General features: G+C 66.6%; 27 protein-coding genes and 1 tRNA gene. 10 read left to right on the plus strand and 18 right to left on the minus strand.

Annotated features, from left to right (window positions below):
- Nucleotides 1–23: 23 nt before the first annotated feature.
- Nucleotides 24–863: an SDR family oxidoreductase gene (locus K883_RS11900; protein ID WP_008263766.1), complete on the plus strand. Its 840-nt coding sequence runs from the start codon at nt 24–26 to the stop codon at nt 861–863.
- Nucleotides 864–895: 32 nt separating this feature from the next.
- Nucleotides 896–1,687 carry an SDR family NAD(P)-dependent oxidoreductase gene (locus K883_RS11905; protein ID WP_008263768.1) on the plus strand — a complete coding sequence of 264 codons (792 nt, stop codon included), beginning with the start codon at nt 896–898 and terminating at the stop codon, nt 1,685–1,687.
- Between the two features lie 7 nt (nt 1,688–1,694).
- On the opposite strand, the gene K883_RS11910 is transcribed toward K883_RS11905, so the two are convergent.
- The 3 genes from K883_RS11910 to K883_RS11920 form a co-directional block, all read right to left on the minus strand.
- Nucleotides 1,695–3,254 (minus strand): LCP family protein, encoded by a 1,560-nt coding sequence (locus K883_RS11910; protein WP_008263769.1) that lies wholly within the window; start codon nt 3,252–3,254, stop codon nt 1,695–1,697.
- Nucleotides 3,255–3,594: 340 nt separating this feature from the next.
- Nucleotides 3,595–3,975, minus strand: coding sequence for a hypothetical protein (locus K883_RS11915; protein ID WP_008263771.1), 381 nt, complete (start codon nt 3,973–3,975; stop codon nt 3,595–3,597).
- 17 nt (nt 3,976–3,992) lie between these two features.
- The gene (locus K883_RS11920; protein ID WP_008263774.1) at nt 3,993–4,235 is read right to left on the minus strand and encodes a hypothetical protein; all 243 of its coding nucleotides are present in this window, start codon (nt 4,233–4,235) and stop codon (nt 3,993–3,995) included.
- A gap of 380 nt (nt 4,236–4,615) precedes the next feature.
- Here K883_RS11920 and K883_RS11925 point away from each other — a divergent pair, with 380 nt between their 5' ends.
- Nucleotides 4,616–4,813 carry a hypothetical protein gene (locus tag K883_RS11925; protein WP_008263776.1) on the plus strand — a complete coding sequence of 66 codons (198 nt, stop codon included), beginning with the start codon at nt 4,616–4,618 and terminating at the stop codon, nt 4,811–4,813.
- Here K883_RS11925 and K883_RS11930 read toward each other — a convergent pair.
- A complete protein-coding gene (locus K883_RS11930; RefSeq protein ID WP_008263778.1) occupies nt 4,810–6,300 on the minus strand; it encodes an amidase in 1,491 nt (496 codons plus the stop codon). The two genes, K883_RS11925 and K883_RS11930, sit on opposite strands and share 4 nt — an antisense overlap.
- Before the next feature lie 120 nt (nt 6,301–6,420).
- On the opposite strand from K883_RS11930, the gene K883_RS11935 reads away from it, so the two are divergent.
- The 4 genes from K883_RS11935 (at nt 6,421) to K883_RS11950 (ending at nt 9,672) form a co-directional block, all read left to right on the plus strand.
- Nucleotides 6,421–7,296 carry an alpha/beta fold hydrolase gene (locus K883_RS11935; RefSeq protein WP_029385077.1) on the plus strand — a complete coding sequence of 292 codons (876 nt, stop codon included), beginning with the start codon at nt 6,421–6,423 and terminating at the stop codon, nt 7,294–7,296.
- Between the two features lie 89 nt (nt 7,297–7,385).
- On the plus strand, nt 7,386–8,054 hold the full coding sequence (locus tag K883_RS11940; RefSeq protein ID WP_008263784.1) for a S1 family peptidase: 669 nt from the start codon (nt 7,386–7,388) through the stop codon (nt 8,052–8,054).
- Nucleotides 8,055–8,139: 85 nt separating this feature from the next.
- Nucleotides 8,140–8,610: a lipoprotein LpqH gene (locus K883_RS11945; protein WP_014379063.1), complete on the plus strand. Its 471-nt coding sequence runs from the start codon at nt 8,140–8,142 to the stop codon at nt 8,608–8,610.
- Between the two features lie 39 nt (nt 8,611–8,649).
- Entirely contained in the window at nt 8,650–9,672 is a 1,023-nt protein-coding gene (locus K883_RS11950; protein ID WP_036454559.1) for an MAP_0585 family protein, read from the plus strand.
- Nucleotides 9,673–9,679: 7 nt separating this feature from the next.
- Here K883_RS11950 and K883_RS11955 read toward each other — a convergent pair whose 3' ends face one another.
- Nucleotides 9,680–10,573: a lytic transglycosylase domain-containing protein gene (locus tag K883_RS11955; protein ID WP_170320657.1), complete on the minus strand. Its 894-nt coding sequence runs from the start codon at nt 10,571–10,573 to the stop codon at nt 9,680–9,682.
- Nucleotides 10,574–10,736: 163 nt separating this feature from the next.
- Between K883_RS11955 and K883_RS11960 the strand changes: the two genes are divergently transcribed.
- Nucleotides 10,737–11,519, plus strand: coding sequence for a DUF732 domain-containing protein (locus tag K883_RS11960; protein WP_008263794.1), 783 nt, complete (start codon nt 10,737–10,739; stop codon nt 11,517–11,519).
- A 12-nt stretch (nt 11,520–11,531) separates the two neighbouring features.
- On the opposite strand, the gene K883_RS27520 is transcribed toward K883_RS11960, so the two are convergent.
- From K883_RS27520 to K883_RS11975, 5 genes are all read right to left on the minus strand, one after another.
- Complete coding sequence (locus tag K883_RS27520; protein ID WP_020821552.1) at nt 11,532–12,068, minus strand: hypothetical protein; 537 nt, start codon at nt 12,066–12,068, stop codon at nt 11,532–11,534.
- Nucleotides 12,069–12,074: 6 nt separating this feature from the next.
- Nucleotides 12,075–12,602: a hypothetical protein gene (locus tag K883_RS27525; protein WP_131820922.1), complete on the minus strand. Its 528-nt coding sequence runs from the start codon at nt 12,600–12,602 to the stop codon at nt 12,075–12,077.
- The gene (locus tag K883_RS11965; protein ID WP_008263796.1) at nt 12,599–13,195 is read right to left on the minus strand and encodes a hypothetical protein; all 597 of its coding nucleotides are present in this window, start codon (nt 13,193–13,195) and stop codon (nt 12,599–12,601) included. Before K883_RS11965 ends, K883_RS27525 begins: the two co-directional genes overlap by 4 nt.
- Nucleotides 13,196–13,710: 515 nt before the next feature.
- Nucleotides 13,711–13,782, minus strand: a tRNA-Thr gene (locus tag K883_RS11970).
- 28 nt (nt 13,783–13,810) lie between these two features.
- Nucleotides 13,811–14,527, minus strand: a complete 717-nt coding sequence (locus tag K883_RS11975) for a hypothetical protein (protein WP_008263798.1) — start codon at nt 14,525–14,527, stop codon at nt 13,811–13,813.
- Between the two features lie 157 nt (nt 14,528–14,684).
- Between K883_RS11975 and phoP the strand changes: the two genes are divergently transcribed.
- The gene (gene phoP, locus K883_RS11980) at nt 14,685–15,404 is read left to right on the plus strand and encodes a two-component system response regulator PhoP (protein WP_008263800.1); all 720 of its coding nucleotides are present in this window, start codon (nt 14,685–14,687) and stop codon (nt 15,402–15,404) included.
- Between the two features lie 40 nt (nt 15,405–15,444).
- Nucleotides 15,445–16,887, plus strand: coding sequence for a sensor histidine kinase (locus K883_RS11985; protein WP_020821555.1), 1,443 nt, complete (start codon nt 15,445–15,447; stop codon nt 16,885–16,887).
- On the opposite strand, the gene K883_RS27530 is transcribed toward K883_RS11985, so the two are convergent.
- The 8 genes from K883_RS27530 to K883_RS12025 all read right to left on the minus strand — a co-directional run bounded on the left by K883_RS27530 (nt 16,875) and on the right by K883_RS12025 (nt 23,520).
- The gene (locus K883_RS27530; RefSeq protein ID WP_008263807.1) at nt 16,875–17,279 is read right to left on the minus strand and encodes an HIT family protein; all 405 of its coding nucleotides are present in this window, start codon (nt 17,277–17,279) and stop codon (nt 16,875–16,877) included. The two genes, K883_RS11985 and K883_RS27530, sit on opposite strands and share 13 nt — an antisense overlap.
- 6 nt (nt 17,280–17,285) lie before the next feature.
- On the minus strand, nt 17,286–17,723 hold the full coding sequence (locus K883_RS27535) for a ketosteroid isomerase family protein (RefSeq protein ID WP_008263809.1): 438 nt from the start codon (nt 17,721–17,723) through the stop codon (nt 17,286–17,288).
- Between the two features lie 187 nt (nt 17,724–17,910).
- Nucleotides 17,911–19,038, minus strand: coding sequence for an NDMA-dependent alcohol dehydrogenase (locus tag K883_RS12000; RefSeq protein ID WP_008263811.1), 1,128 nt, complete (start codon nt 19,036–19,038; stop codon nt 17,911–17,913).
- A 311-nt stretch (nt 19,039–19,349) separates the two neighbouring features.
- Entirely contained in the window at nt 19,350–19,889 is a 540-nt protein-coding gene (locus tag K883_RS12005; protein ID WP_008263812.1) for a nuclear transport factor 2-like protein, read from the minus strand.
- Between the two features lie 2 nt (nt 19,890–19,891).
- Nucleotides 19,892–20,101: a ferredoxin gene (locus tag K883_RS12010; protein WP_008263814.1), complete on the minus strand. Its 210-nt coding sequence runs from the start codon at nt 20,099–20,101 to the stop codon at nt 19,892–19,894.
- A 12-nt stretch (nt 20,102–20,113) separates the two neighbouring features.
- Nucleotides 20,114–21,469: a cytochrome P450 gene (locus K883_RS12015; RefSeq protein WP_008263815.1), complete on the minus strand. Its 1,356-nt coding sequence runs from the start codon at nt 21,467–21,469 to the stop codon at nt 20,114–20,116.
- Complete coding sequence (locus K883_RS12020; protein WP_008263818.1) at nt 21,466–22,293, minus strand: SDR family oxidoreductase; 828 nt, start codon at nt 22,291–22,293, stop codon at nt 21,466–21,468. Before K883_RS12020 ends, K883_RS12015 begins: the two co-directional genes overlap by 4 nt.
- Nucleotides 22,294–23,520, minus strand: a complete 1,227-nt coding sequence (locus tag K883_RS12025) for a cytochrome P450 (RefSeq protein ID WP_008263820.1) — start codon at nt 23,518–23,520, stop codon at nt 22,294–22,296.
- Between the last annotated feature and the right edge of the window lie 10 nt (nt 23,521–23,530).

The raw sequence follows: 23,530 nt of genomic DNA on the forward strand, positions 1-23,530 counted from the left end.
GTTCCAGTTTGAAAGGGCCTCGCGTGCAGCTTTCTTTCCAAGACCGGACATACCTGATCACCGGCGGGGGTAGCGGGATCGGCAAAGGCGTGGCCGCCGGGCTGGTCGCGGCCGGCGCCTCGGTCATGATCGTCGGCCGCAACGCCGATCGACTCGCCGGGGCCGTCAAGGAGATCGAAGCCCTGCCCGGCGAGGGCTCGATTCGTTATGAGCCCGCCGACGTAACCAACGAGGACGAGGTGGCCCGCGCGGTCGACGCCGCGACGGCCTGGCACGGCCGGTTGCACGGCGCGGTGCATTGCGCGGGTGGCTCGTTGACCGTGGGGCCGATCACCCACACCGACTCGGAGGCGTGGCGAAACACCGTCGACCTCAACGTCAACGGCACCATGTACGTGCTCAAGCATGTGGGGCGCGAGCTTGTGCGGGGCGGGGGCGGCTCGTTCATCGGGATCTCGTCGATCGCGGCCAGCAACACCCACCGGTGGTTCGGGCCGTACGGGGTCACCAAGTCGGCGATCGACCACATGATGATGCTGGCCGCCGACGAACTCGGCCCGTCCTGGGTGCGGGTCAACAGCATCCGGCCGGGCCTGATCCGCACCGATCTGGTCGACGCGAGCGTGATCCAGTCACCCGAGATCAGCGGCGACTACGCGCTGTGCACTCCGCTGCCGCGGGTCGGTGAGGTCGAGGACGTGGCCAACCTGGCCATGTTCCTGCTCAGCGACGCGGCGGCCTGGATCACCGGCCAGTGCATCAACGTCGACGGGGGACACATTCTGCGCCGCGGCCCGGATTACTCCTCGATGATGGTGCAGATGTACGGCGAGGACGCGCTGCGCGGGGTCGTGGCACCCTGACCCGTCGCCGCGCCTAGTGAACGGGAGAAGCGATGAAGCGTCTCGAGGGCAAGCGGATCCTGGTGACCGGCGCCGCGTCGGGGATCGGGCAGGCGACCGCGCTGCGCCTGCTCGACGAGGGCGCCGCCGTCGCGGCCTCCGACGTCGCGGCTGAGGGCCTGGACACCACGCGTGCGCGGGCACAAGAGGCCGGCATCGCCGACCGGCTGAGCATCGTGCCGATGGATGTCGGCAGCGAGGATTCGGTGGTCGACGGGGTGCGCCTGGCCGTCGAGCGGCTGGGTGGGCTTGACTCGCTGGTCAACGCGGCGGGCATCCTGCGGGCCGCGCACACCCACGACACCACCCTCGAACTCTGGAACCGAATCGTCGGCGTCAACCTGACCGGAACGTTTCTGGTGGTGCGCGAGGCGCTACCGGCCTTGTTGGCGAACCCGCGCAGCGCGATCGTGAACTTCAGCTCCACGTCGGCCTCGTTCGCCCATCCCTACATGGCCGCCTATGCCGCGAGCAAGGGCGGCATCCAGGCCTTCACCCACTCGCTGGCGCTGGAATACGCCAAGCAGGGCCTGCGCGCGGCGTGCGTCGCGCCGGGCAGCATCAAGTCCGGGATCACCGATGCCACCGGCGGATACATCCCGCAGGACGCCGACTGGGCGCTGTTCTCGCGGCTCATGCCGGTCCTGCCAACCACGACGGAGTCCAGCGGCACGGGAATGGCCGGACCCGAAGCGGTCGCCGGGGTGGTCGCCATGCTGGTATCCGACGACGGCGCCTGGATCACGGGCACCGAGATCCGCATGGACGGCGGCACGCACAGCTGATGGCGGCTTAGTTGACGCAGGGCACGCCGCCGCCGTCGATCGGCTTTCCCTGATCGGGCGTCGGGTACGTCGTGGTGGTGCCGTTGTAGTAGTAGGTCTTGGCCTTGGTCGACGTGGTGGTGCTGGTGCTCGTGACGTCGTCCATCTGGGTCTCGTCCGGTGTGGGAATCGAGAAGTTGGTGTCCACCGTCACCCGGATGTGGCCGGGCTGGACGCCGGGGCTGGGCTGGCTGGGAGCGTCGAGGCCCAGCATGGTGGCCAGGTTGCGCGCATCGCTCTGCGCGCCGGCGCCGTACGCGATCGAGCTGGTGGTCGGCTCGCCGGACTCGCGGTCCCGGACCTGGCCCGGGGTGTAGCCCTTCTTCTTCAGCGCGCGCGATACCTCGGTGGCAAGCCCGCTCATGCTGCCCGAGTTGACCACGTCGACGACGGTGGACGGGTCGGGCTTGACGGCCGTGGTGGTGGGCGCGGTGGTCGGTGCGTCGGTGCCGATCGCCGCCGCCACCTCGGCCTTGATCGCGGCCGGGTCGACGATGTTGACGTCCTGGCCATCGATGTTGTCGTAGCGCACCACCGGTAGCGTCCGGAATTCCAGGTTGCCCCGGGCGAGCCCGCCGAGCCGTTGGATCATGTCGTCATTCCAGCCGGAGGAGAGCACCACGTCCTTGCGCGCCACCGCCATCAGGTTCTTGAGCTTGTCGATGTTGGTGAAGGTGCCCGCGGCCTGCAGCTCCTGCATGACCGACGAGATGAACGCCTGCTGCCGATGGGTGCGGTCCAGGTCGCCGTTCTCCAGGCCGTGCCGCTGCCGGACGAACGACAGCGCCTCGGACGCGTCCAGTCGCTGGCGCCCGGCCGGGAAGTCGGCGCCGGAATACGAGTCGTAGACGGCGTGGTTCAGGCACACCTCGACGCCACCCAGCGTCTGCGCCAGATCGTAGAAACCGGCCAGGTTGACCTCGGCGAAATAGTCGATCGGCACCCCGGTCAGGCTGCGCACCGCGCGCAGGGTCGCCGCCCGCCCGGCCTCGCGACCCTTGGTCTCGAGCTCCTTCTGACTGCTCGTCCCCTGGTTGGCCAGCTTTTGCGCGACGTACTGCTTGGTCAGCCCGTAGGCCTCTTTGATCTTGATGTGGTTGTATCCCGGGACCCCGGTGAACGGCACCCAGTCGTCGCGCGGGATCGAGAACGCGACCACTTTGTTGTCGGCGCTGACGTGCACGAGGATCAGCGTGTTGGTGTTGTAGCCGCCGTCGTCGGAATCGCCCGCGTGCAGGTGCTTGAGGATCGAATACGGCAGGTCGTTGCCGTCCTGATCTTTGCGCGAGTCCAGGCCGATCAGCAGGATGTTCATGTTGTCGCCGCTGGACCGCGGATCGTCGGGCTGCAGGGCGTTGGAAACGGTGATGCCGCCCAGCGCGCCGTGCGCCACGTAGTACCCGGCGCCGGTCAGCCCGACCGCCGCCACGGAAACCAGCGCGCCCAGGGTGCGCGTCAGCCCCTTGCGGAAGCGAGAGGGCTGACGGACGGCTCGATGACGGCGATGGGCGCCGCCCGAGCGGGCCATCACAAACCTCTGCCCGCACCCAGCGCATCACCGGGCCCCGCAACGGCGGTTAGCGGCGATGTCGCTTCGAGCATGGTGACAAGTATGCGTTAGCCAGCTGTGAAGGCCCCAATCGAGAGCGCCCGCCGGCGGCGGCCGTCACCGGAATCAGCGGGCCCACTCGGCGCGATTCGCGGCCGCGATCGCCGATCTACCTGCCTGTTTTGCTCGGGCGGTGCGGGTGTGCGCCCGGGACGACCCCCGCCCGGTCTCGTACGCGAGCCGGATCGAGCCGAACTTGTGACCGCACGGATACCCGGCACCGCACCGACCGCCCGGGACCGGCAGCAAACCGTCGCCGTCAGCAGTACAGGTACTCGATGCGCCATCGACCGTCGACGTAGTCGGCGCGGTACTGCCCGCCCAGCGCCGGGTTGGCATCGTGAATGAGGCCAGAGCCGCCGACCCCCGGCGTGAAGCCCGGCGGATCCCACGCGATGGACACCGGGTGGGGCGGCATGTTCGGCGTGCATCCGACCTGCTTCTTGACGTAGCCGTCGATGATCGCACGCTCGGCGGCGGCCTGGTCACCGCCGTCGGCCGCGGGGGCGTTGGCGCACAACGCATTTGCGCTACAGGGGCGTTGGCCCACGGCGGCGAGTGCCGGCGCGTTCGGGTGCAGCATGGCCGCTGCGAGCACCCCGGCGGCCGCCGTGATCAGGGCAGTTGCGCCGATGCGCATGTCGTCTCCCTGCAGTGCTATCGGGCTTTGACCAGGTCCTCGCCCGAGGAGTAAAAGAGCGTGATGTTGGAGCCCGTGACGATTTCAGCGAGGTAGACGCCCGCCGGTTCGACCTCGTAGTAGTAGTGGGTGTTGCCCTCGTTGTCCAGCGTCGACGCGCACGGGTAGCCCGGCGCCCCGCACCGTTGCTTGATCGGTATCGCGAAGACGGCGAGCAACACGAGGACGGCGATTCCGATGCCGAGCGGGACTTTCTTCACTGCCGACCTCGTTTGCGCCAGATCTACCACGGTTGGAGTGTAAGCGGCCGGGCCGCCCCCGGCACCCGGTGCGCAGCGGGGCGTTTTTCCAACCCGGCAGCGTTTGGAGGCCCCGGTGCGGGGGGTACGCGGGTTTGAGCCGATCGAAGGACTGAGCATGGGCGATACGGACCTCAGGCCGCCTTCGGCGAAGCGGCCAGGCGATTCAGAGCCACCCGAGCCGGGGACACCGGGCGAGACGCCGGAGCGGCTCACGCCCACCGAACCGCCCGAACGGCTCACGCCAACTGAACCGCCGGAGCGCTTGACGCCATCGGAACCGCCCGAGCGTCAAACTCCGGAATGACAAACGCGCGACTGAGCAGGATCGGAGGACAGACATGCGCGCCGAGGAAGGCGACGAATCGGTCAAGGACTACGCGAAGGAAGGCCGGGAAACCTTGGGCCGCATCAAAGCTTCCCAACATGCGGGGGGCCGGCTGGGTGACATCGCCCGTCGGTTTGCCGGGTTGTGGCGGGGCCAGCGCGGCCAGCAGGGCACCGAGCCGCCAGCTGAAACCTCTGACGGCGGCGGCTAATTCGTGCCCGGGGCCGGGTATCGGTGAGCCCACGGGTTCGCCTCTTCGAGTTGGGCGGCCAACTGGAGGAGCTCGCCGTCGGCGCCCAGCTTCCCCACGAACTGAACACCGAGCGGAAGGCCGTTCTGCGTCCAATGCAGTGGGACGCTGATCGCCGGGCGCCCGGTGAGGTTGGCCAGCTGCGTGTAGGGCACCCAGCCCAGGCTCTCCTGGATGAGATCGTCGAGAATTCCGCTGAGCCCCATGAGTTTTCCCGCGCGTAGCCTGCTGATCACTCGGGCCGCGCGCTGCAACACCGCCGACGTCGCGGTGGCACCAACCTCCAGGGGCGGGGTCGCCAAAGTGGGGGTCAGGAAGTAGTCGTAGGCGCCGTGAAACTCGGCCAGGGACTGGATGTAGTTGTTTCTGTTTTCGAGCGCGGACATGACCGCCAGGACACCACCGGATCGGCCGAGTTCGCTGACGGCCAACGTGTCGGCCTCGAAGTCGCTGTCGCGGGCGCCGGTTCGCCGCTTGATATCGGCGACCTGGTGGTGAAGCTGTGCGAACCAGATGGTCAGAAAGTCACGGCCCAGTGCGGCGTCATCGTACGGCGGCGCGACCTCGTCGACCTGATGGCCCAATTCGCCCAGTAGCACCGCCGTCTTCTCGACCGCGGCAACGGCTTCGGCGCTGGGCCGCGGGTTGATCGCCGAGCGCGCCGAGTACCCGATTTTCAACCGCTCCGGACGACGCTTCACGAGCTCGCTGAATAGCTTGTCGGGCAATGCAACTCGGTAAGCGGAACCCGGATGGTGCCCGACGATCGCGTCGTAGAGCGCGGCACTGTCCCGCACGGTGCGCGATACCACCCCCTGGGTCGCCATCCCCAACAGCATCTCGCCGGTCTGCGGGCCGTAGGGAGCCAAGCCCCGGCTGGGCTTGAGGCCGACGAGTCCGTTGCAGGCGGCGGGGATTCGGATCGACCCGCCACCGTCGTTGGCCCCGGCGGCCGGAACGATGCCGGCGGCCACCGCCGCACCGGATCCGCCCGACGAGCCGCCTGGCGTGTGCCGGATGTTCCACGGGTTGCGGGCCGGGCCCCAATAGTCGGGTTCCGTGACACCCTTGGCGCCGAATTCGGGCGTATTGGTCATCCCGAAAATCACCAGGCCCGCGTCCAGAAACCGCTGCGTGATCAGCGCGTGCCGGTCGGCCACCTCATTGGCCAGCGAGCGCGACCCGCACGACGTGGGAAAGCCGCGGTACTCCTGGCCGAGGTCTTTGAGCAGGAAGGAAACACCGGCAAACGGGCCCTTCAGGCCCGGATCGGCGGCCCGGGCGTCGGCGACACCGTCGAGGCGACGGACGATGGCGTTCAAGTGCGGGTTCACCGCGTCCGATCGTTGCCGTGCCAACGCGAGTAGTTCGGCCGGGGTGACCTGCTTGCGCTCGACCATTTCGGCCAAGGAGGTCGCATCCAGCGACATGTACTCGTCGAGATGCATGCCTTCTCCTTCGCTTCGGCCCGTCGCTGCGGCGCCGCCCGCCCCCTAAATTGACGCCGCTGCACGCCATTGGCGTCAAGCGAACGCGGGCGCCGGTTGCGGGCGCCTTAGTATCACCTGGTGCCCACGGCAGCTGAACCGTTTACGATCCGGGGTCCCGGTGGGGTCCAGATCGTCGCCGACCGACTCGGGGATCCTCATGCGCGCGCGGTGGTGTTCCTGCATGGCGGCGGTCAGACGCGCCGTTCGTGGGGCAAGGCCGCTGCCGCGGTCGCCGCGCGGGGGTGGCAGGCCGTCACCGTCGACCTGCGCGGCCACGGCGAATCGGACTGGTCGGACGACGGCGACTATCGCGTCGTCAGTTTCGCCGGCGACGTCCAAGAGGTGCTGCGCACGCTGCCTCCGCGACCGGTCCTGGTCGGTGCCTCGCTGGGCGGGTTCACGTCGATGCTGCTCGCCGGGGAGCTGTCCCCGGGCATCGCGAGCGCGGTCGTGTTGGTCGACATTGTCCCGAACATGGACCAGTCCGGGGCGAACCGGATCCATGCCTTCATGGCCGAGCGGGTGGAATCGGGGTTCGGCTCACTGGACGAAGTCGCCGACGCGATCGCCGAGTACAACCCGCATCGGCCGCGACCGACCGATCTGGACGGCCTGACCACCAACCTGCGTCGCCGCGGCGACCGCTGGTATTGGCACTGGGATCCGCAATTCATCAGCGGCACAGCCGCATTCCCGCCGTTCGAGGTCACCGACCCCGATCGGATGCACGCGGCCGTGGAGGCTATCCTGCGCGGCGGGGTGCCGATGCTGCTGGTGCGCGGGCAGATGAGCGACCTCGTCAGCCAGGAGCGCGCCGACGAATTCCTGGCGCGTTTTCCCCAAGTCGAATTCACCGATGTCCGCGGCGCGGGACACATGGTCGCCGGTGATCGCAACGACATCTTCGCCGGCGCCGTGCTGGACTTCCTTGCCCGGCACGTCGACGCCGGATGAACCGGCCGCGCGGAACCTGCTGGCCGCCAGTGCATTCGAGGCGAGTGGCGCTGCTATTATCTGCCCGGCACAAACCGGAGGGGGACGGCGTGAACATGCCGTGGTTGCGGGGGCTGGGACTCGTTGGGGCCGTGCTGGTGGCCGCGACGACGCTGGCGAAAACCGCTGCGGCGGCGCCGCCGCCGGCCCTGCCGTCGCCGCCCCCGGCACCGGGCATGGGAGTTGATCATGAATCCGGCAGGTGCACAGCGGGTTTCGCGGCACAGGGCGCCGACGGCAGCTACTACCTGATGACCAGCGGGCACTGCGACTCGCACGATGGCGCGGAGTGGACGTACGGCAACGATGCTCCGCTCGGCAAGATCTCGGCCAGCGAGCATGAAGGGGCCAAGCGCGACGCCGCGATCATCCGCCTCGAGCCGAGCATCGGCATGCCGGTGGGCGACATAGCCGGCAGGTATCAGGTTCGGGATGTGTTGAGCCACGCGCAGATCCAACCCGGTATGCCGTTCTGCAAGATCGGTGCGGTGACGGGTGAGACGTGCGGCGCCATCAAAGGAATCGACGGTGACGTGGTCGAAGCAAGCGTGTTCAGCCTGGACGGCGACAGCGGCAGTCCCGGCTTCGTGATGAACCCCGACGGCACCGTGAGCGCCGTCGGTCTGTTGATGTCCTCGCCCGACGGTGACGACTACACGACCTATTTCATGCTGATCAATCCGCTGCTGGACAGGTGGGGCCTGCGCGTTCTCCCGTGAGTGTCGTAGCGTTTGCAATTCTGACGTACCGGGTACCGACGCCATGGTGAAGCAGCGGAACCGGCGACACGAAGGGGAAGCAGTAGTGAAGCGTGGGATCGTAGCCGGCGTTGCCGGTGTGGCCCTGGTGATCGCGGCCGGCGCGGGGTGTTCGAGCAACAAGTCCGGTACGTCGCCGTCCGGCTCGTCTTCGCCGGCGGGTGCGGCAGGTCCGCTGGTGATCGTCGACGGCCAGAACCAGAACGTCAGCGGGCAGGTCACCTGCACCGCCGCGGGGGACAACACCAACATCGGCATCGGCGACCCCACCGCCGGGCTCGGCGCCGTGGTCAGCAATGGCAATCCGCCCCTGGTCCATTCGGTCGGGCTGGGCACTGTAAACGGGGTCGCGCTCGGTTTCTCCGACGCCGCGCCCAACCAGGGCGGCAGTGCCGGGGCCGCGGTCAACGGCAAGACGTGGGCGATCAAGGGCACCGCTACGGGTGTCGACATGAGCAACCCGCAGCAACCGCAGCAGGTAACCAAGTCATTCGAGTTGGACGTCACCTGCCCGTAGCGCAGGCCATCGACACCCGAGGGGAACGCAGCTATGTCTATGAAACGTGTCGTCGGCGCTGCCGCGGTGGCCGCCGGCCTGAGCATCTCCATGGCCACCCTGAACGCCGGGACGGCCTACTCCGCGCCACTTGACCCGCCTCCGCCTTGCCCGGGCTGCCACGGCGGTGGCGGTGGTGGCGGCGGCGGGGGCGGCAACCCCGGCGGCCCGGGCGGCGCGCCGGGCGGCCCGGGTGGACAGCCCGGCGGCCACGGCGGTCAGCAGGGCGGGGGGAACACCCCGGCGCAGGGTGGGCAGAATGGTCCGCCGGCGCAGGGTGGGCAGAATGGTCCGCCGGCGCAGGGTGGGCAGAATGGTCCGCCGGCGCAGGGTGGGCAGAATGGTCCGCCGGCGCAGGGTGGGCAGAATGGTCCGCCGGCGCAGGGTGGGCAGAATGGTCCGCCGGCGCAGGGTGGGCAGAATGGTCCGCCGGCGCAGGGTGGGCAGAACGGTCCGCCGGCACAGGGCGGCCAGAACGGCCCGCCACAGGGCGGCCAGAACGCCCCGCAGCCGAATGAGCCCGGTCATAACCCGCCGCAGGGCGGGCAGACCAACGCCCCGGCGAACACGCAGAATCCGCCGGGGAACGAGCGGCAGCGGTACGCCTCGCTCAATCCCCCGAGCACGCAGCCGCCGCACCCGCCGTACATTCCGCCGCGCGGGGTGTATGCCAGCGGCAACGCGGAGATCGGCGGGCCGGTGGGTCTCGACACCGGCTTCAGCGTCGTGGGCCACGGGGCACCCCCGCCGCCGCGCCCGCACAACTACGGCTGGAACGACGGCCCGGCCCCGGGCCACCCGCCGCCGCACTGGGTGGGCCCGCCGCCCCCCGGGGGCTGGAACGGTCCGCCGCCTCCGGGTGGGTGGAACCGGCCGTGGGCCGGACCGCCGCGTGACGTGCTGGTGGCCCGGGCGGACTTCGGACCGTTCAACTACAACACCTTTACCGTCGTCCCGGTCTTCAACTGGCAGTACGGCGGTTGGGGTTACTGGTTCTTCGGTGTCTGGGTGCCCCTGTACTGAGCGCGTACTACTGCGGGTGGGCCGCCACGTAGTCCGCGGCCGGGATCGGTGACGACGCGTCGTAGCCGATGGGCAGCACCACGTCGCCCGCGGTGGTGCGGCAATAGACGTCCCACCGGTAGTACGCGGTGAACGTGGCCGGATCGGCCGCGATCAGCGCCGCGTATTGGTCGACCGCGCGCACGTATTCGCCGGCGTGGTTGTAGCCGTAAATGGCGCGATCCCGATCGTCGGCAAAGCCGTTGGCGGCCAGGTAGCGGCCCGCCGCCAGGATGCTGTCGCGCGGGGAGTGGATATCGCCGCCCTGTCCGTAGCCGGCGAACGTCGACGGCAAGAACTGCATGGGGCCCTGTGCCCCGGCGGTGCTCGCGCCCACGATGCTGCCGAACCGGGTCTCGATGAAGTTGATTGCGGCCAGGTAGTTCCAGCCGACGCCGGATTCGGACTCCGCCTGGTGGTAGTCGCTGAGCAGCTCGTCGGCCGGGGCCGGCGGCTCGATGCGCCACGCCGGCAGGGTGTCTCGCACCGGGGTCAGCGCGATGAGTTGCCGACGGGCGTCGACGTTGCGGTCGTAGACCTCGGCCAACTCCGCCGGGATGCGCGGGCGCGTCGTCGCGTCCCATTCGGGATGGCGTGCGATGGCCCGGTAGGCCGCCTGCTCGCGGTGTGCCGCCGCCGTCAGCGCCGGCTCCGCGGTCCCCGGGTCGCGCAGGGCGCGCTCGTCGGCGACGAGGTCGTCGACCAGCTGCGCGGGATCCGCGGCCAGCGGCGGCTGCGCGCCGCCGGGCGTCCCGGAGTCCACGGGCACCACCCGGGTCGGCGCCGCGGTGGCGGACGTCGTCGTGGCCGCCGGGGAGGCATGTTTGGGATGCGATGCCGAACAACCGGCGAGCGCGACCATGATCGCGGCGAGGACGAGCGGCGCGGCGCGTCGGTTAGGGCCCACAGTGATCACATCCGTCCATCGCCTCGATCCCCCACGGCTCCGGCTGGTTCGCCTCACAGCGAGTCTGTCGCATCCGAGCGCGTGACATCAATGCCGATGAAGGCTCAAACTGGTTGATATGCGCGACCGCGAGACGATCGACTCAGAACTGCGGCGCATCGCCCTTGGGCGACGATCGATCCGCGAGCAGGGTGGCCAGCCGTCGACCCAAGAGGTCGACGAACTACTCGACGAACTCCTGGCCCACAGCACCGGGGCGACGCTCGTGAACGCGCCCAGCGCCCCCGAAACCCCGGCGGTCGCCGCCGCCCGGCCCCGGCACGACACGGTCACGCTCCTGCGGCCCAGCGGCGTGCTGCGCCGCCTCGGCCTGCTGGCGGCGTTGCCGCTGTCACTGGTGGCGATCGCCGCCGCCGCGATCGCCATATTCGCCGTCCGCCACCAGGATTCATCGGCGCAGCCGACGGAAGCCCCGCCGCCGGCCGCGTCGTCACCCAGTCGACCGGTCGCGTCGCCACCCGCTCGCATGGCTCCCCCCGCACCCGCCCCGCGGATCGGCGTAGCCGACACGGCGTTCATCGCCGCGTTGAAGCACGAAGGCGTGCCGATTCCCAGCCAGGATTACGTGACGGTCCAGGGGCACGCCGTCTGCGACTTCCTGGCGCACCAACACAACTTTTCCGACGCGGTCGGATTCGTGCAGCGATCGTCGATCTGGGACGCCGATCAAAGCACTCATGTCACCGCGGGCGCCATCGTCGCGTACTGCCCCCAGTCCCTACCCTCTGCCTCAAACGAGATGCAGCCGTCCTATCAGGATGCCCTCTCCGATTTGCAGGCCATCGAAGGAAAACTGCGGGACATCCAGGGAGATCTGGACAACCTTCCGGGCCACCCGTGAATCTCAAGTAACTCAGCGGAGACGACGGCGCAGCCAGCCAACGACTTTCCAGCCTAGCCCGATGGTGCTCACGGCGATTTTCAGTACTGGGTGCATACCGGTCGCCCCATCAGGATCGCTTTCGAAGAACTCGGCGTGGGCAAGAATTTCGTCGCGGATGGGGTTCCAAACGGACGCAGGCGGGATGCCGTCCGGCCCGCGAATCAGCCCATGGGCTTTACCAAGATGGGGACTGTTGGGGTCCTCGGCCGCGATGACCCCAAGGTTTGGTCTGACGTGGCCCGCTGCAAACCGTGCCACACCATGTGTTTCCCAGTTGCACAGATCTTTGGTCTTCAGCTTCAACGAGCGAATCAGTCCATCGACGACTACTGATAAGCCATCAGGCTCTTTCTTGATGCTGAACGCTGCTGGCTGCGGCCGTCGCTTCCCAGTGATCGGATCGAGGTGCGACAGATAGGGTGGCTTGCCAGGAACTCGGCGGTAAAGAAGCTCTGTATCGGCGAACGAATCGTCATCGTATGCACCAGCAGGACCGATCTTGATCACTTTGGATCAACGAACGATGTTGCGCCAGTTCGGATTCTGGCGTTCAACTTCCTTCGAAAACTGATTCAAGCTGTACCGAAGTTCCCGCAGGGGTAGATCAGATCCAGAGTCCGAGAAGGACATTCCGGCAATATTTCTCACAGACCACCAATAGTCGCCTGACGAAAATATCTGAATCGTAATCGCCATGTCGCGCGCGGCCCAGTAGAAAATTAAGCCGTCGTCTTCAGGGGCGATCGAGGCGTCAACGGTGTGTGTCTTGAATAGAAACTCGATCAGTTGTCTTCCGCGAGAAGCCATTCCGGCGTTAATGCAACGGTCAGCGAGCAATGCGGTGAGCGTAGTGTGCGCCCGCACTTGAGCATTGTCCGTACTAGATTGGGGCGGTCGGCGAAAGAAACGGGGCTGCGTACAGTCGCCTTCTACTTCCATCGCTGCCGGACGGAGATAGAAATTCATCCTTGCTTTTTGGAGGGCAGCCGCTTCTGTTTGGCGAGAGGCTATTTTTGTCCAACCATCTTCGAGAATCGTCATGGCTGTGCCTTCCACCTCGTCTTCATGTCTTCGCTGAAACAGTCCTCAAACGTGCTGTTCTCAAGTTCGTGAGCTGAATCCAAGAGACTGCGGGCCGTTGTGCACGGATCATCTGACTTTATGGACGACGGATCAGCATGTGCCGCAACAGAATGGATGTCCAGCTCGGGACGCTGTTCCAGCCCTTCGTCTATGTGAACTCCAACGTTGCGCTTCAGACCACCTTCTTCTTCTTCGTTCCAATGGAGTTGAAAACCGATGTATGCCGCGTCGTGGAGTTGTTTTTCGTGCGCCTCGATATCAGACCAATCCCCGGTTAAATAGCCGACCAGCCAGCGTTCTGCGCCGATATCTTCCAGGGAATTTGAGTAGTAACACTGGCAGCCCTGGACCTCTACCGTGGCGTCGGAGACGTCGTCTACAATCCGGACGAAGTCGCCAAACTTCGTGATCAGTTCCTCCGCAAGCACCTCGTAGCTTGGGTATTGGTCGTTGGGTGTGTCGGCGTCGAAGCGCCACGTCAGTGACACGTGGTCGAACTGGAACGCGATCGTGCGCGACAGTGAGCTGTTGACCAACTCGACCCTCGGCATTGGCCATGGCGCATCGAACGGATCTGTCTGTGGGAGCGGGCTATAGGTGCTACGTGAACGCGGCACCGGTGGGGTCTGCCTGACCCCAGGGTAGTCAGTTGACCAAACCTCGCAGAGTTTGTTGATCAACCCTATGTCGTAGGGCAACGGCTTGACGTACACAGTGAAGATCGCCCTGCGGACCGGCGGACGTTCGTAGTGGGTCCTGCCTCCACTTACCACCGATTAGCCCCACTTACCACCATGTTGTTCATCTTTACACAAACCCGCCCACTGGAGGTATTATGCCCCGCGCTCGGCAACTTGTGTCGGTTCCGGTAATCCAGGTTGTTCAGCGCGAAATTGTCCCCGTTTTGAGTAGGAGCAAACGCGCGCTCGTGGAATGCCGGGGCCGCTCCCGATTGCGGCGCGGGCGCACCGTTTCGAGGCAGCGAGGCTCGTTAGCAACGCCGCCTTCCTTCGATATTGTCGCAGAAAGGCATTGTCTACCAGCGCAAATGCCATTGCAGCTACGGAGCCCCCTGTCAGGATTGAACTGACGACCGCTCGCTTACAAGGCGAGTGCTCTACCACTGAGCTAAGGAGGCGGGTAAAACCGGGACCAAGCCTAATCGGTCACTGGTCGGTGTCGATCACGCGCGCCGAGCGCACCGCCCGTGACGAGGGCCGCCGGCGCCCCGGCAGCGGGATCCGATCCGCGATGTTGCTCAGCGGGTTGACCACCATGGTGAGCGCGATGACGGCATCTTGCAGGGTGGCGATGGCGGGCTCGAGCGCCTCCATCCCCGGGGTGAGCCGCGCCAGGGTATCGGCGACGTCGGCGAGCTGGTCGAGCGGTCCGTGTTTGGCGGTCAGCTTGTCGACCAGGCCGCCTTCGCTGAGCAGGCGGTCGGCCAGCCCGTCCTCGGCCAGCAGGCGTTCGATCAATCCGTCCTCGGCGACCAGCTGATCGGCCAGCCCGCCCGGCTGCAGCGTGCGCTGCAAGGCGCCGCCCTCGGCGGTCAGCCGGTCGAGCAGGCCGCCCTCCGAGGTCAGCATGTCGACGACCCCACCCGGGCGGAGCAACCGATCGAGCGGCCCGTCCGGGGCCACCGCCCGACCCAGCGGGGCGTCGTCGTCGAGCAGCCTGGCCAGCCGGTTGGCGCGCACGAGCGCGTCGTCGAGACCCAGCATCGACGTCATCGGGTTGGTGCCGGCGGACCCGTTCTCGCCCAAAGCCCGCTTCGCCACGCCAACGGCCGCGCTTGCCACGCCCAGACCCGCATCCGCCGCGGCCAGACCGACCCGCGCGGGAGCGGTCGCCGCCGACACGATGCTTTTGGCGAGGTTCATTCTTCGAGTCTATGCACGGCGCGGCCTGCGAAAGGCCGATCCGTCTTAAGGCAACGCGCCGATGCCTGGCAGACTACTAACAGACGGTTGACACTGAGCTTTCAGGAATCACACAATTTTTCCATAGGTAACTTCAAGTAAGGGACAGCAGCACCTGATGACATCGCCAACTCCCAGCGACACCAAACCGGAGGCCCGCGTCCTCGTGGTCGACGACGAGGCCAACATCGTCGAACTGCTCTCGGTCAGCTTGAAGTTCCAGGGCTTCGAGGTCTACACGGCAACCAATGGCGCCCAGGCGTTGGACCGGGCGCGCGAAGCCCGTCCCGATGCCGTCATCCTCGACGTGATGATGCCCGGCATGGACGGGTTCGGGGTGTTGCGACGGTTGCGGGCCGACGGCATCGACGCCCCCGCGCTGTTTTTGACGGCGCGGGATTCCTTGCAGGACAAGATCGCCGGCCTGACGCTGGGGGGCGACGACTATGTGACGAAGCCGTTCAGCCTCGAAGAGGTCGTCGCGCGGTTGCGGGTCATCCTGCGGCGCGCCGGCAAGGGCGGCGCCGAACCACGCAGCGCCCGACTGACTTTCGCCGATATCGAACTCGACGAAGAAACGCACGAGGTGTGGAAGGCCGGTCAGCCCGTGTCGCTGTCGCCGACCGAATTCACGCTGCTGCGTTACTTCGTGATCAACGCGGGCACGGTGTTGAGCAAACCGAAGATCCTCGACCACGTATGGCGCTACGACTTCGGGGGCGACGTGAACGTCGTCGAGTCCTACGTGTCGTACCTGCGGCGCAAGATCGACACCGGCGAGAAACGGCTGCTGCACACGCTGCGCGGCGTGGGTTATGTGTTGCGGGAACCGCGCTGAGCGCGTGCGCGGTCGTCAACGGTAGCGAAGAATTGGGTAGATGGTCACTCAGCCTCGACGCGGATTGCCGCTCCGAATAGGGCTCGTCGCCGCCACCCTGTTGTTGGTCGCCTGCGGCCTGGCCGTTTCCGGTGTCGCGGTGACGTCGATCCTCCGGCACAGTCAGATCAGCCGCATCGACCAGACGCTGCTCGACGCATCCCACAGCTGGGCCCTGGCCCCGCGTCGTCAGTCCCCGCCGCCGTACGAGGGCCCCGACCCGGGCCGGCCACCGTCGAAGTTCTACGTGCGCGGCGTCGGCACGGACGGCGTGCCCTTCACCGCCATCAACGACCGCAACGCCGAACCGGCGCTCCCGGCCAACAACGACGTGGGTCCCAACCCGACGACGCTGCCCTCGGTGAATGGCTCGAACATCCATTGGCGGGCCGTATCGGTGCGCGGGCCACAGGGTTTGACGACGGTCGCGATCGACCTGTCCGACCTCCAGCACACTCTCCGCTCACTGGTCTGGCTGCAGATCGCCATCGGGGTGGGGGTGCTGGTCCTGGTCGGGATCGCCAGCTTCGCCGTGGTCCAGCGCAGCCTGCGGCCGTTGGCCGAAGTCGAACGAACGGCCGCGGCCATCGCGTCCGGCCAGTTGGATCGCCGTGTCCCAGAACGGGATCCGCGCACCGAGGTGGGCCGGCTCTCGCTCGCCCTCAACGGAATGCTGGCGCAGATTCAGCAAGCGCTGGCGTCCTCGGAGTCCTCGGCCGAGAAGGCCCGCGGTTCCGAGGACCGGATGCGCCGCTTCATCACCGACGCCAGCCACGAGCTGCGCACCCCGCTGACCACCATCCGCGGTTTCGCCGAACTGTATCGCCAAGGCGCCGCCCGCGACGTCGCCATGTTGTTGTCGCGGATCGAGAGCGAGGCCTCCCGGATGGGTCTGCTGGTGGACGACCTGCTGCTGCTGGCCCGCCTCGACGTGCAACGACCGCTCGAGCACAACCGGGTGGACCTGCTGGCGCTGGCCAGCGACGCCGTGCACGACGCGCAGGCGATCGATCCGGGGCGAACCATCACCATGAAGGTCCTCGACGGCCCCGGCACGCCGGAGGTGCTCGGCGACGAAGCGCGCATCCGGCAGGTGCTGAGCAATCTGATCGCCAACGCCTTGCAGCACACCCCGGAAAGCGCCGACGTGACGGTGCGGGTCGGCACCGACGGCGACGACGCGGTCCTCGAGGTGGCGGACAAAGGCCCCGGCATGAGCGAGCAGGACGCGTCGCGGGTGTTCGAGCGTTTCTATCGCACCGACTCGTCGCGGGCGCGCGCGAGCGGCGGGACGGGCCTGGGCCTATCCATCGTGGAGTCGCTGGTGCGGGCGCACGGCGGTGTCGTCAGCGTGACCACCGCGCCGGGCGAGGGCTGCTGCTTCCGGGTGACGTTGCCGCGCATCAGTGACGTCCACGCGCAGCACGCGGTTCACGCCAACTGAGCCAGGGCCGCCTTGATCTTGGCCTGGGCCTCGTCCAGCGATTCCGGTGAGGGGTTGCGGTCCACGTTGGCGAAGCCGAAGTCGCTGAGGCTGCGGGTCGGGAAGACGTGCACATGCAGATGCGGCACCTCTAGTCCGGCGATGATCAGGCCGGACCGTTCGGTCCTGAAGGCCTTGCAGACGGCCTTGCCGATCAACTGGCTCACGGTCATCACCCGGGCGAAGGCCGCGCCGTCGACGTCCTGCCAATTGTCGATCTCTTCGCGCGGCACGACGAGGGTGTGTCCCTGGGTCATCGGCTCGATCGTCAGGAACGCCACGACGTCGTCGTCCTCATAGACAAAGCGGCCTGGCAGTTCGCGGTTGATGATCTTGGTGAAGATCGACGCCATGGGCACTCACTCCTCCTTGCCGAACTGCATCATGTCGAGGTTCCAGTAGCCACGCATGTTGGTGATCAACCCGGCGTCGTTGACCTTGTAGGTGAACACCCCACGCACCGAGCTGGTCAGGCCGCCCTCGAACTTGCTGTTGAGCACCAAGATGTGGGCGATCTCGTCGGGAGAGCTCGACGGGAAGGTCTCCTCGCAGGTGATGGAGAGCTGATTGGCCGCGATGTTGGTGTCGAAGAACGCTCCGACGGCCTCCTTGCCACGGACACCGGTGCCGTCGGGGTTGGTGACGGACTTGCCGATCGGGTCCTCGATGACGACGTCATCGGACATCAGCGCCAACCAGCCCGCCCGGTCGTGCGCCTGCACGCACCGCCACGAGGACTGCGACGCGGCCAGGGCCGGGGATGCCTGGGATTCTTGCGCGGCTGCGGCTTCGGTCATTTCTTCTCCTGTCACTAGTTTGCGCACCCGGTGCCTCGGAACGAGTCAACCCGATGGGCGTCCGTGAGCCGATTTCGTTGTGGCACAAGGAGGGAGCTCGACAGCACACCGCCATGGCGCCGGTTCGCCCCGGCGCCATGAGGTGGCACAAAGCCGGTCACAGCAGACGCGGCTGATGACGGGTCGTTTACCGGTCGGCGTCGGTGTAGCGGATGACTCCGCGAATGTTCTTGCCGTCCAGCATGTCCTGATAGCCGTCGTTGATCTGCTCGAGCCGGTATTGGCGGGTGATCATGTCGTCCAGGTTCAGCTTGCCGGCCTTGTACATCGACAGCAGCTGCGGGATGTCGTACTGCGGGTTGCCGCCACCGAAGATGGTGCCCTGCAGGTTCTTCTGCATCAGGGTCAGCATCGCCAGGTTGAGGTTGACGTTGGTGTCCAGCAGGCTGCCGATGGCGGTCAGCACGCAGGTCCCGCCCTTTTGGGTGATGTTGAGGTAGTTGTCGACGTCGGCGCCCTGCAGCTCGCCCACGGTGACGACGACCTTGTGGGCCATCAGGCCGTAGGTGACCTCGGCCATGCCGGCCATCGCGGCCATGATGTCGGGGTAGACGTGGGTGGCACCGAACTTCAGCGCCTGGTCGCGCTTCCATTCCACCGGGTCGATCGCGAAGATGTAGCGCGCGCCCGCGTTGACCGCGCCCTGCAGCGCGGCCATGCCGACCCCGCCGACGCCGACGATGGCGACGTCTTGGCCCGGCCGGATGTCAGCGGTGCGGACCGACGAACCGTAGCCGGTGGTGACACCGCAGCCGACCAGCGCGGCGACCTCGAACGGGACCGACGGGTCGATCTTCACCACCGAGCTGCGGTGCACGACCATGTAGGGGGAGAACGTTCCCAGCAGCGTCATGGGGAAGACGTTCTGGCCGCGGGCCTGGATGCGGAACGTCCCGTCGGACACCGCGGCGCCGCCCAGCAGGCCGGCTCCCAGGTCGCAGAGGTTGCGCATGCCGGCCTGACAGGTCGGACACTGCCCGCAGGACGGGATGAACGACAGCACCACGTGGTCACCCGGCGCGATGTCTTCCACGCCCGGCCCGACCTCGGTGACGATGCCGGCGCCCTCGTGACCGCCCAGCACCGGGAAACCGGCCATCGGGATACCCCCGGTGACCAGGTGATGGTCGGAGTGGCACATGCCCGCCGCTTCCATCTGGATCTTGACCTCATGCGCTTGCGGGTCGCCGATCTCGATTTCCTCGATGGACCAGGGCTGGTTGAACTCCCAGATCAGTGCGCCTTTTGTCTTCACGATGGTCCTGACCCCATTTCGCCTTTGGAATTGATCAGCGCTGACCGGCCCTTCATGCCGGCCAGCTAGGTGACGGATGCCACAGGCACCCTCGTCGCGTCAGCATAGCGCGTGCAACAAATCAAATGCTTGGTTGGCTCCCGCGGCGATCGCAAGCGCGGCGTAGCCGGGCGCAGCGGGTCGCCGCCATTGGCTCCCGCGGCGATCGCAAGCGCGGCGTAGCCGGGGCGCAGCGAGTTGCCGCCGTGGGCTCCCGCGGCGATCGCAAGCGCGGCGTAGCCGGGCGCAGCGGGTTGCCGCCATTGCTTCGGTCACCAGATGGGGACCGGTGCTTCGCCGAGCGGGTAGTAGCCGGGCAGCTTCTCGCCGGCGATGCTGCGTTCGATGCGCCGCTGCATGCCCTCGCTCAGGTCGCCGGACTCGATGAGCTTGCCGTACATGTACGCGACGTGTCCGAAGTCGAAGAAGTCGCGCTGCCACTCGATCAACAGGTCGTCGTTGAGCCGGAACCAGCTGCCGCCGATGCCGTAGATCTCGCCCTGGGTACCGTCGGCCTTGTTGACGATCTGCTTCCAAAAGCCGACGATCTCGCCCTGCTTCTCGTCGATGAGCACCTTCTGGTACTCATACACCCAGTTCTCCAGGCCTTCCATCTCCAAACCCAAAGCGATGTCGCGGATCTCGTCCACGCCGACGCACATCACGTCTTCTTTGGGGCCGATGTTCCACCCGTAGGTCGCGTCTTTGGTGTAGAAGTCCGCCAATGGCCGCCAGTCACCGGCCTTTTCGCAGTCCTTGTTGGCCTGCAGCCAGCGGTCGACCCATGCCTCGAGCTCTTCGCGTGACGCCACTGTCAATCTTCTTTCTCTTTGATGAGTAGTGCTTGTGTTGGGCACATCTCGACCGCGCGTTCGACTTCGTCGCGGGCGTCTTCGGGGGGCTCGGGGTCGAGGATCTCGACCTTGCCCCGCTTGGGCACCTGGAAGTAGTCGGGCGCCTCCAGTTCGCACATGGCGTGGCCCTGACACAAATCCAGATCGGCTTCGATTCGGAATCCGCCCATCGGACTTACTCCTTACGCCTTGCGCTTGCGGTAGCGGACCTTGGCCGGCCGGGCGAGCTGCACGACCATCTTCGAGTGATCGTTGTGATAGCTCTCCGCCGGTTGCGCCATCTCGAAGTCGTACTCGCGCAACAGGACCGAGAAGATCGCCTTGATCTGCATCTGGGCGAACGCTGCGCCGACGCAGCGGTGCCGGCCCGCACCGAACGGGATCCAGGTCCACCGGTTGACGATGTCGGCCTGCTCGGGCTTGTTGTAGCGGTCCGGTTTGAACGCATCCGGGTCGGGAAAGTCCTCGGGAATCCGGTTGGAGATCGCCGGAGAAGCCGCGACGTAGTCGCCGTTGTGAATCGGGAAGCCCTCGACCTCGAACTCGCCCTGGGCCACCCGCATCAGAATGATGAGCGGTGGGTGCAGCCGCAGCGTCTCCTTGACCACGTTGTCCAGCTTCGGAATCGAGCGCAGCGCATGGAAACTCACCTCCTGGCCGTCGGCGTAGAGCTCCTCGAGCTCGGCCAGCACCTCGGCGTACACCTCGGGATGGCGGATCAACTCGATCAGGGTCCACGCCGAGGTCCCCGAACTGGTGTGGTGCCCGGCGAACATGAGCGAGATGAACATCCCGGTGACCTCGTCGGCGGAGAACCGCGGATTGCCATCCTCGTCGTTGATCGACACGAGCACGTCGAGCATGTCGCGGTCGCTCTTGTCCTTCGGCGGGTTGGCCAGCCGCTCGTTCATGATCTCCTGCACCAGCGCAACGAGTTTGACGCGGGCCTCGTCGCGGCGCCGGAAACTGTCGATCGGCAGGTACGGATCGACGTAGCACAACGGGTCGGTGCCGCGTTCCAGCTCGTGGTAGTACTCCGCGAACCGGTGGTCGAGCTGGTTACGGAATTTCACGCCGATCAGACACGCCGTCGAGGTGTAGATCGTCAGCTCGGAGAAGAAGTCGAGCAGCTCGATCTCGCCCTCGTCGCCCCAGTCGGCGATCATCCCCTTCACTTGAGCCTCGATGGTGGCGGCGTGGCCCTTCATCTGCTCCCCGCGCAGCGCCGAGTTGTGCAGCATTTCCTTGCGCCGCTCCGGGCTTGCGTCGAACACCACGCCCTTGCCGAAGATCGGCGCCATGAACGGGTACGCCGCGGCCTGGTCGAGGTCCTCGTCGGCGGACCGGAAGAAGAACTCGTTGGCACCCGCGCCGGAGAGCAGGATGACGTGCTTGTCCACCAGCTGGAACCACCCGACGTCGCCGCACTCGTCGCGGACCCGCTTCATCAAACCGATTGGGTCGGTACGGAATTCCTCGAGGTGGCCGTGCTCTTCTTCGCCACCGGAAACCCGGGGCACGATAGCTGTGCTGGTCATTGTCCTGGCATCCCCTCTTCGCCGAGTGCGAGCTTCTGGCGATCTTTGTTATTGGCCAGCGGGGCTTCGGGCTGAAGCTCCATGTTGGCAACGAAGCCGCCGCGCGGCGTCTCGGCGACGAACGTGATGGCGCGTGCCAAATCCGCTGCGCGCAAGAAGTAGTCGTGACGGGCCTGGCCCCACTTGGCCCAGTCTTCCAGTGCGGGACCGATCTTTTCGGCGGGCAGGCTCCACCCCATCGACGTCTTCGTCGGGCCCGGATGCACGATCGAGGCCCGCACGCCGGTGCCCTCGAGCTCCATCTGAAAGTTGGTGACCATCGCGACCAGGGCGGCCTTGGCGGCGCCGTAGGCGCCCATGTGCGGTCGCTGGCGCAGGGCGACGTCGGAGCCGACGAAGATCAAGTCACCCCGCTGCCGCTCCAGCATGCCGGGCAGCACCGCGGCGGCCAGCCGGTTGGCGCCGACGAGATGGATCTGCAGCTGGGACTCGAATTCGTCGGTGGTGATCTCGGCGAGCTTGCCGAAGTAGGTGTCGCCCGCGCCGGCGACCAGTACCTCGATGTCGCCGAGCGCGTCGACCGACTGGGCCACAAAGGATTTCACCGAATTCGGGTCGGTGACGTCCAGGTGGAACCCGACCGCTTCGCCGCCCTCGGCGTTGATCTTGCCGACAATGTCGTCGAGCTTCTCGACCCGGCGTGCGCCCAGGGCGACCGGGAAGCCGTGCGCCGCGAGTTCGATGGCGGTGGCCTCCCCGATACCGGAGGACGCTCCGGCCACGATGGCGGGCCGGCGTTCGGGCAGGGGCTCAAAGCGGGGCATTCAGCGGACCTCCACGCTCATTGGTAGGTGGGCGAATCCGCGGACATTGCTGGAGTGGACGCGGACGGCGTTGGCCTCGTCCACTTCGTAGCCGCGGATTCGCTTGAACAACTCGGTGAGCGCCACCCGGGCTTCCATCCGCGCCAAATGCGCGCCCAGGCAGAAGTGTGCGCCGCTACCGAAACTCAATAGCTTGGGCCCGATTTCGCGCCCGATCACATAATCGTCGGGCTTGTCGAACACCCGCTCGTCACGATGGCCCGAACCGGGCAACAGCAGCAGGACGTCGCCGTCGGGAATGGTGGTGTCATAAAGGGTGAGCTCACCGGACACGGTGCGGGCCAGTATCTGGCTGGAGGTGTCGTAGCGCAGGGTCTCCTCGACCCACAGCGGCACCCGGGACAGATCGTCGTAGACCGGGGTCAGCTGATCGGGGTTCTTATGACCCCAAAAGGCGGCGTTGGCAAGCAGTTTGGTGGTGGTCTCGTTTCCCGCGATCACCATGAGGAACATGAAGCCGAGCACCTCGTCGTCGGTGAGCCGGTCGCCGTCGATCTCGGCTTCCAGCAGCGCCGACGTCAGATCGCCCGTCAATTGCTCGCGTCGCTCGGCCACCATCTGTTGGTAGTAGACGATGAGGTTGAGGGAGGCCTCGACGGCCTCGGGCGGCACGTCGGTAACTCCCTCGTCGCGGTGCATCACCCCGTCGGCCCAGGCGCGGACCTGGTCTCGGTCCGGCTCGGGCACACCCATCAACTCGGAGATGACGTCCATGGGCAGCTTGCCCGCGAACTCGTCGACATAGTCGACGGTGCCGTTCGCTGAAGACTTAGCCTTGGCCAGCATCGTGTCGAGGTGCTGCGTGGCGATCTCGGTGACCCGGGGTTCGAGTTCGCGAATCCGGCGCGGCGTGAAGCCTTTTGAGACCAGCGTGCGCAGCCGCAGGTGGGCCGGATCGTCCATCGCGAGAAAGCTCATCGTCTTACTTGCGTGCGGGCCGCGCGACGCCGGATCCAGCGACACGCCGTACTTGTTGGACAGCGTGGTGCTGTTGCGGAAACCCTGCAGCACGTCCTGGTGCCGGGACAGCGCCCAGAACTTCAGTTCTTCATTGCGATACAGCGGGGCGTCGTCGCGGAGACGCTTGTAGTACGGGTACGGATCCTCGTGGAAGTCGTAATCGTAGGGATCGAGGACCAGCTCGTGGTCGCCAACGTGGACGGTCATCGCTTAGGTT

Origin of the sequence: Mycobacterium sp. TKK-01-0059, from assembly GCF_000709305.1 — a bacterium.
Lineage (GTDB): Bacteria > Actinomycetota > Actinomycetes > Mycobacteriales > Mycobacteriaceae > Mycobacterium > Mycobacterium intracellulare.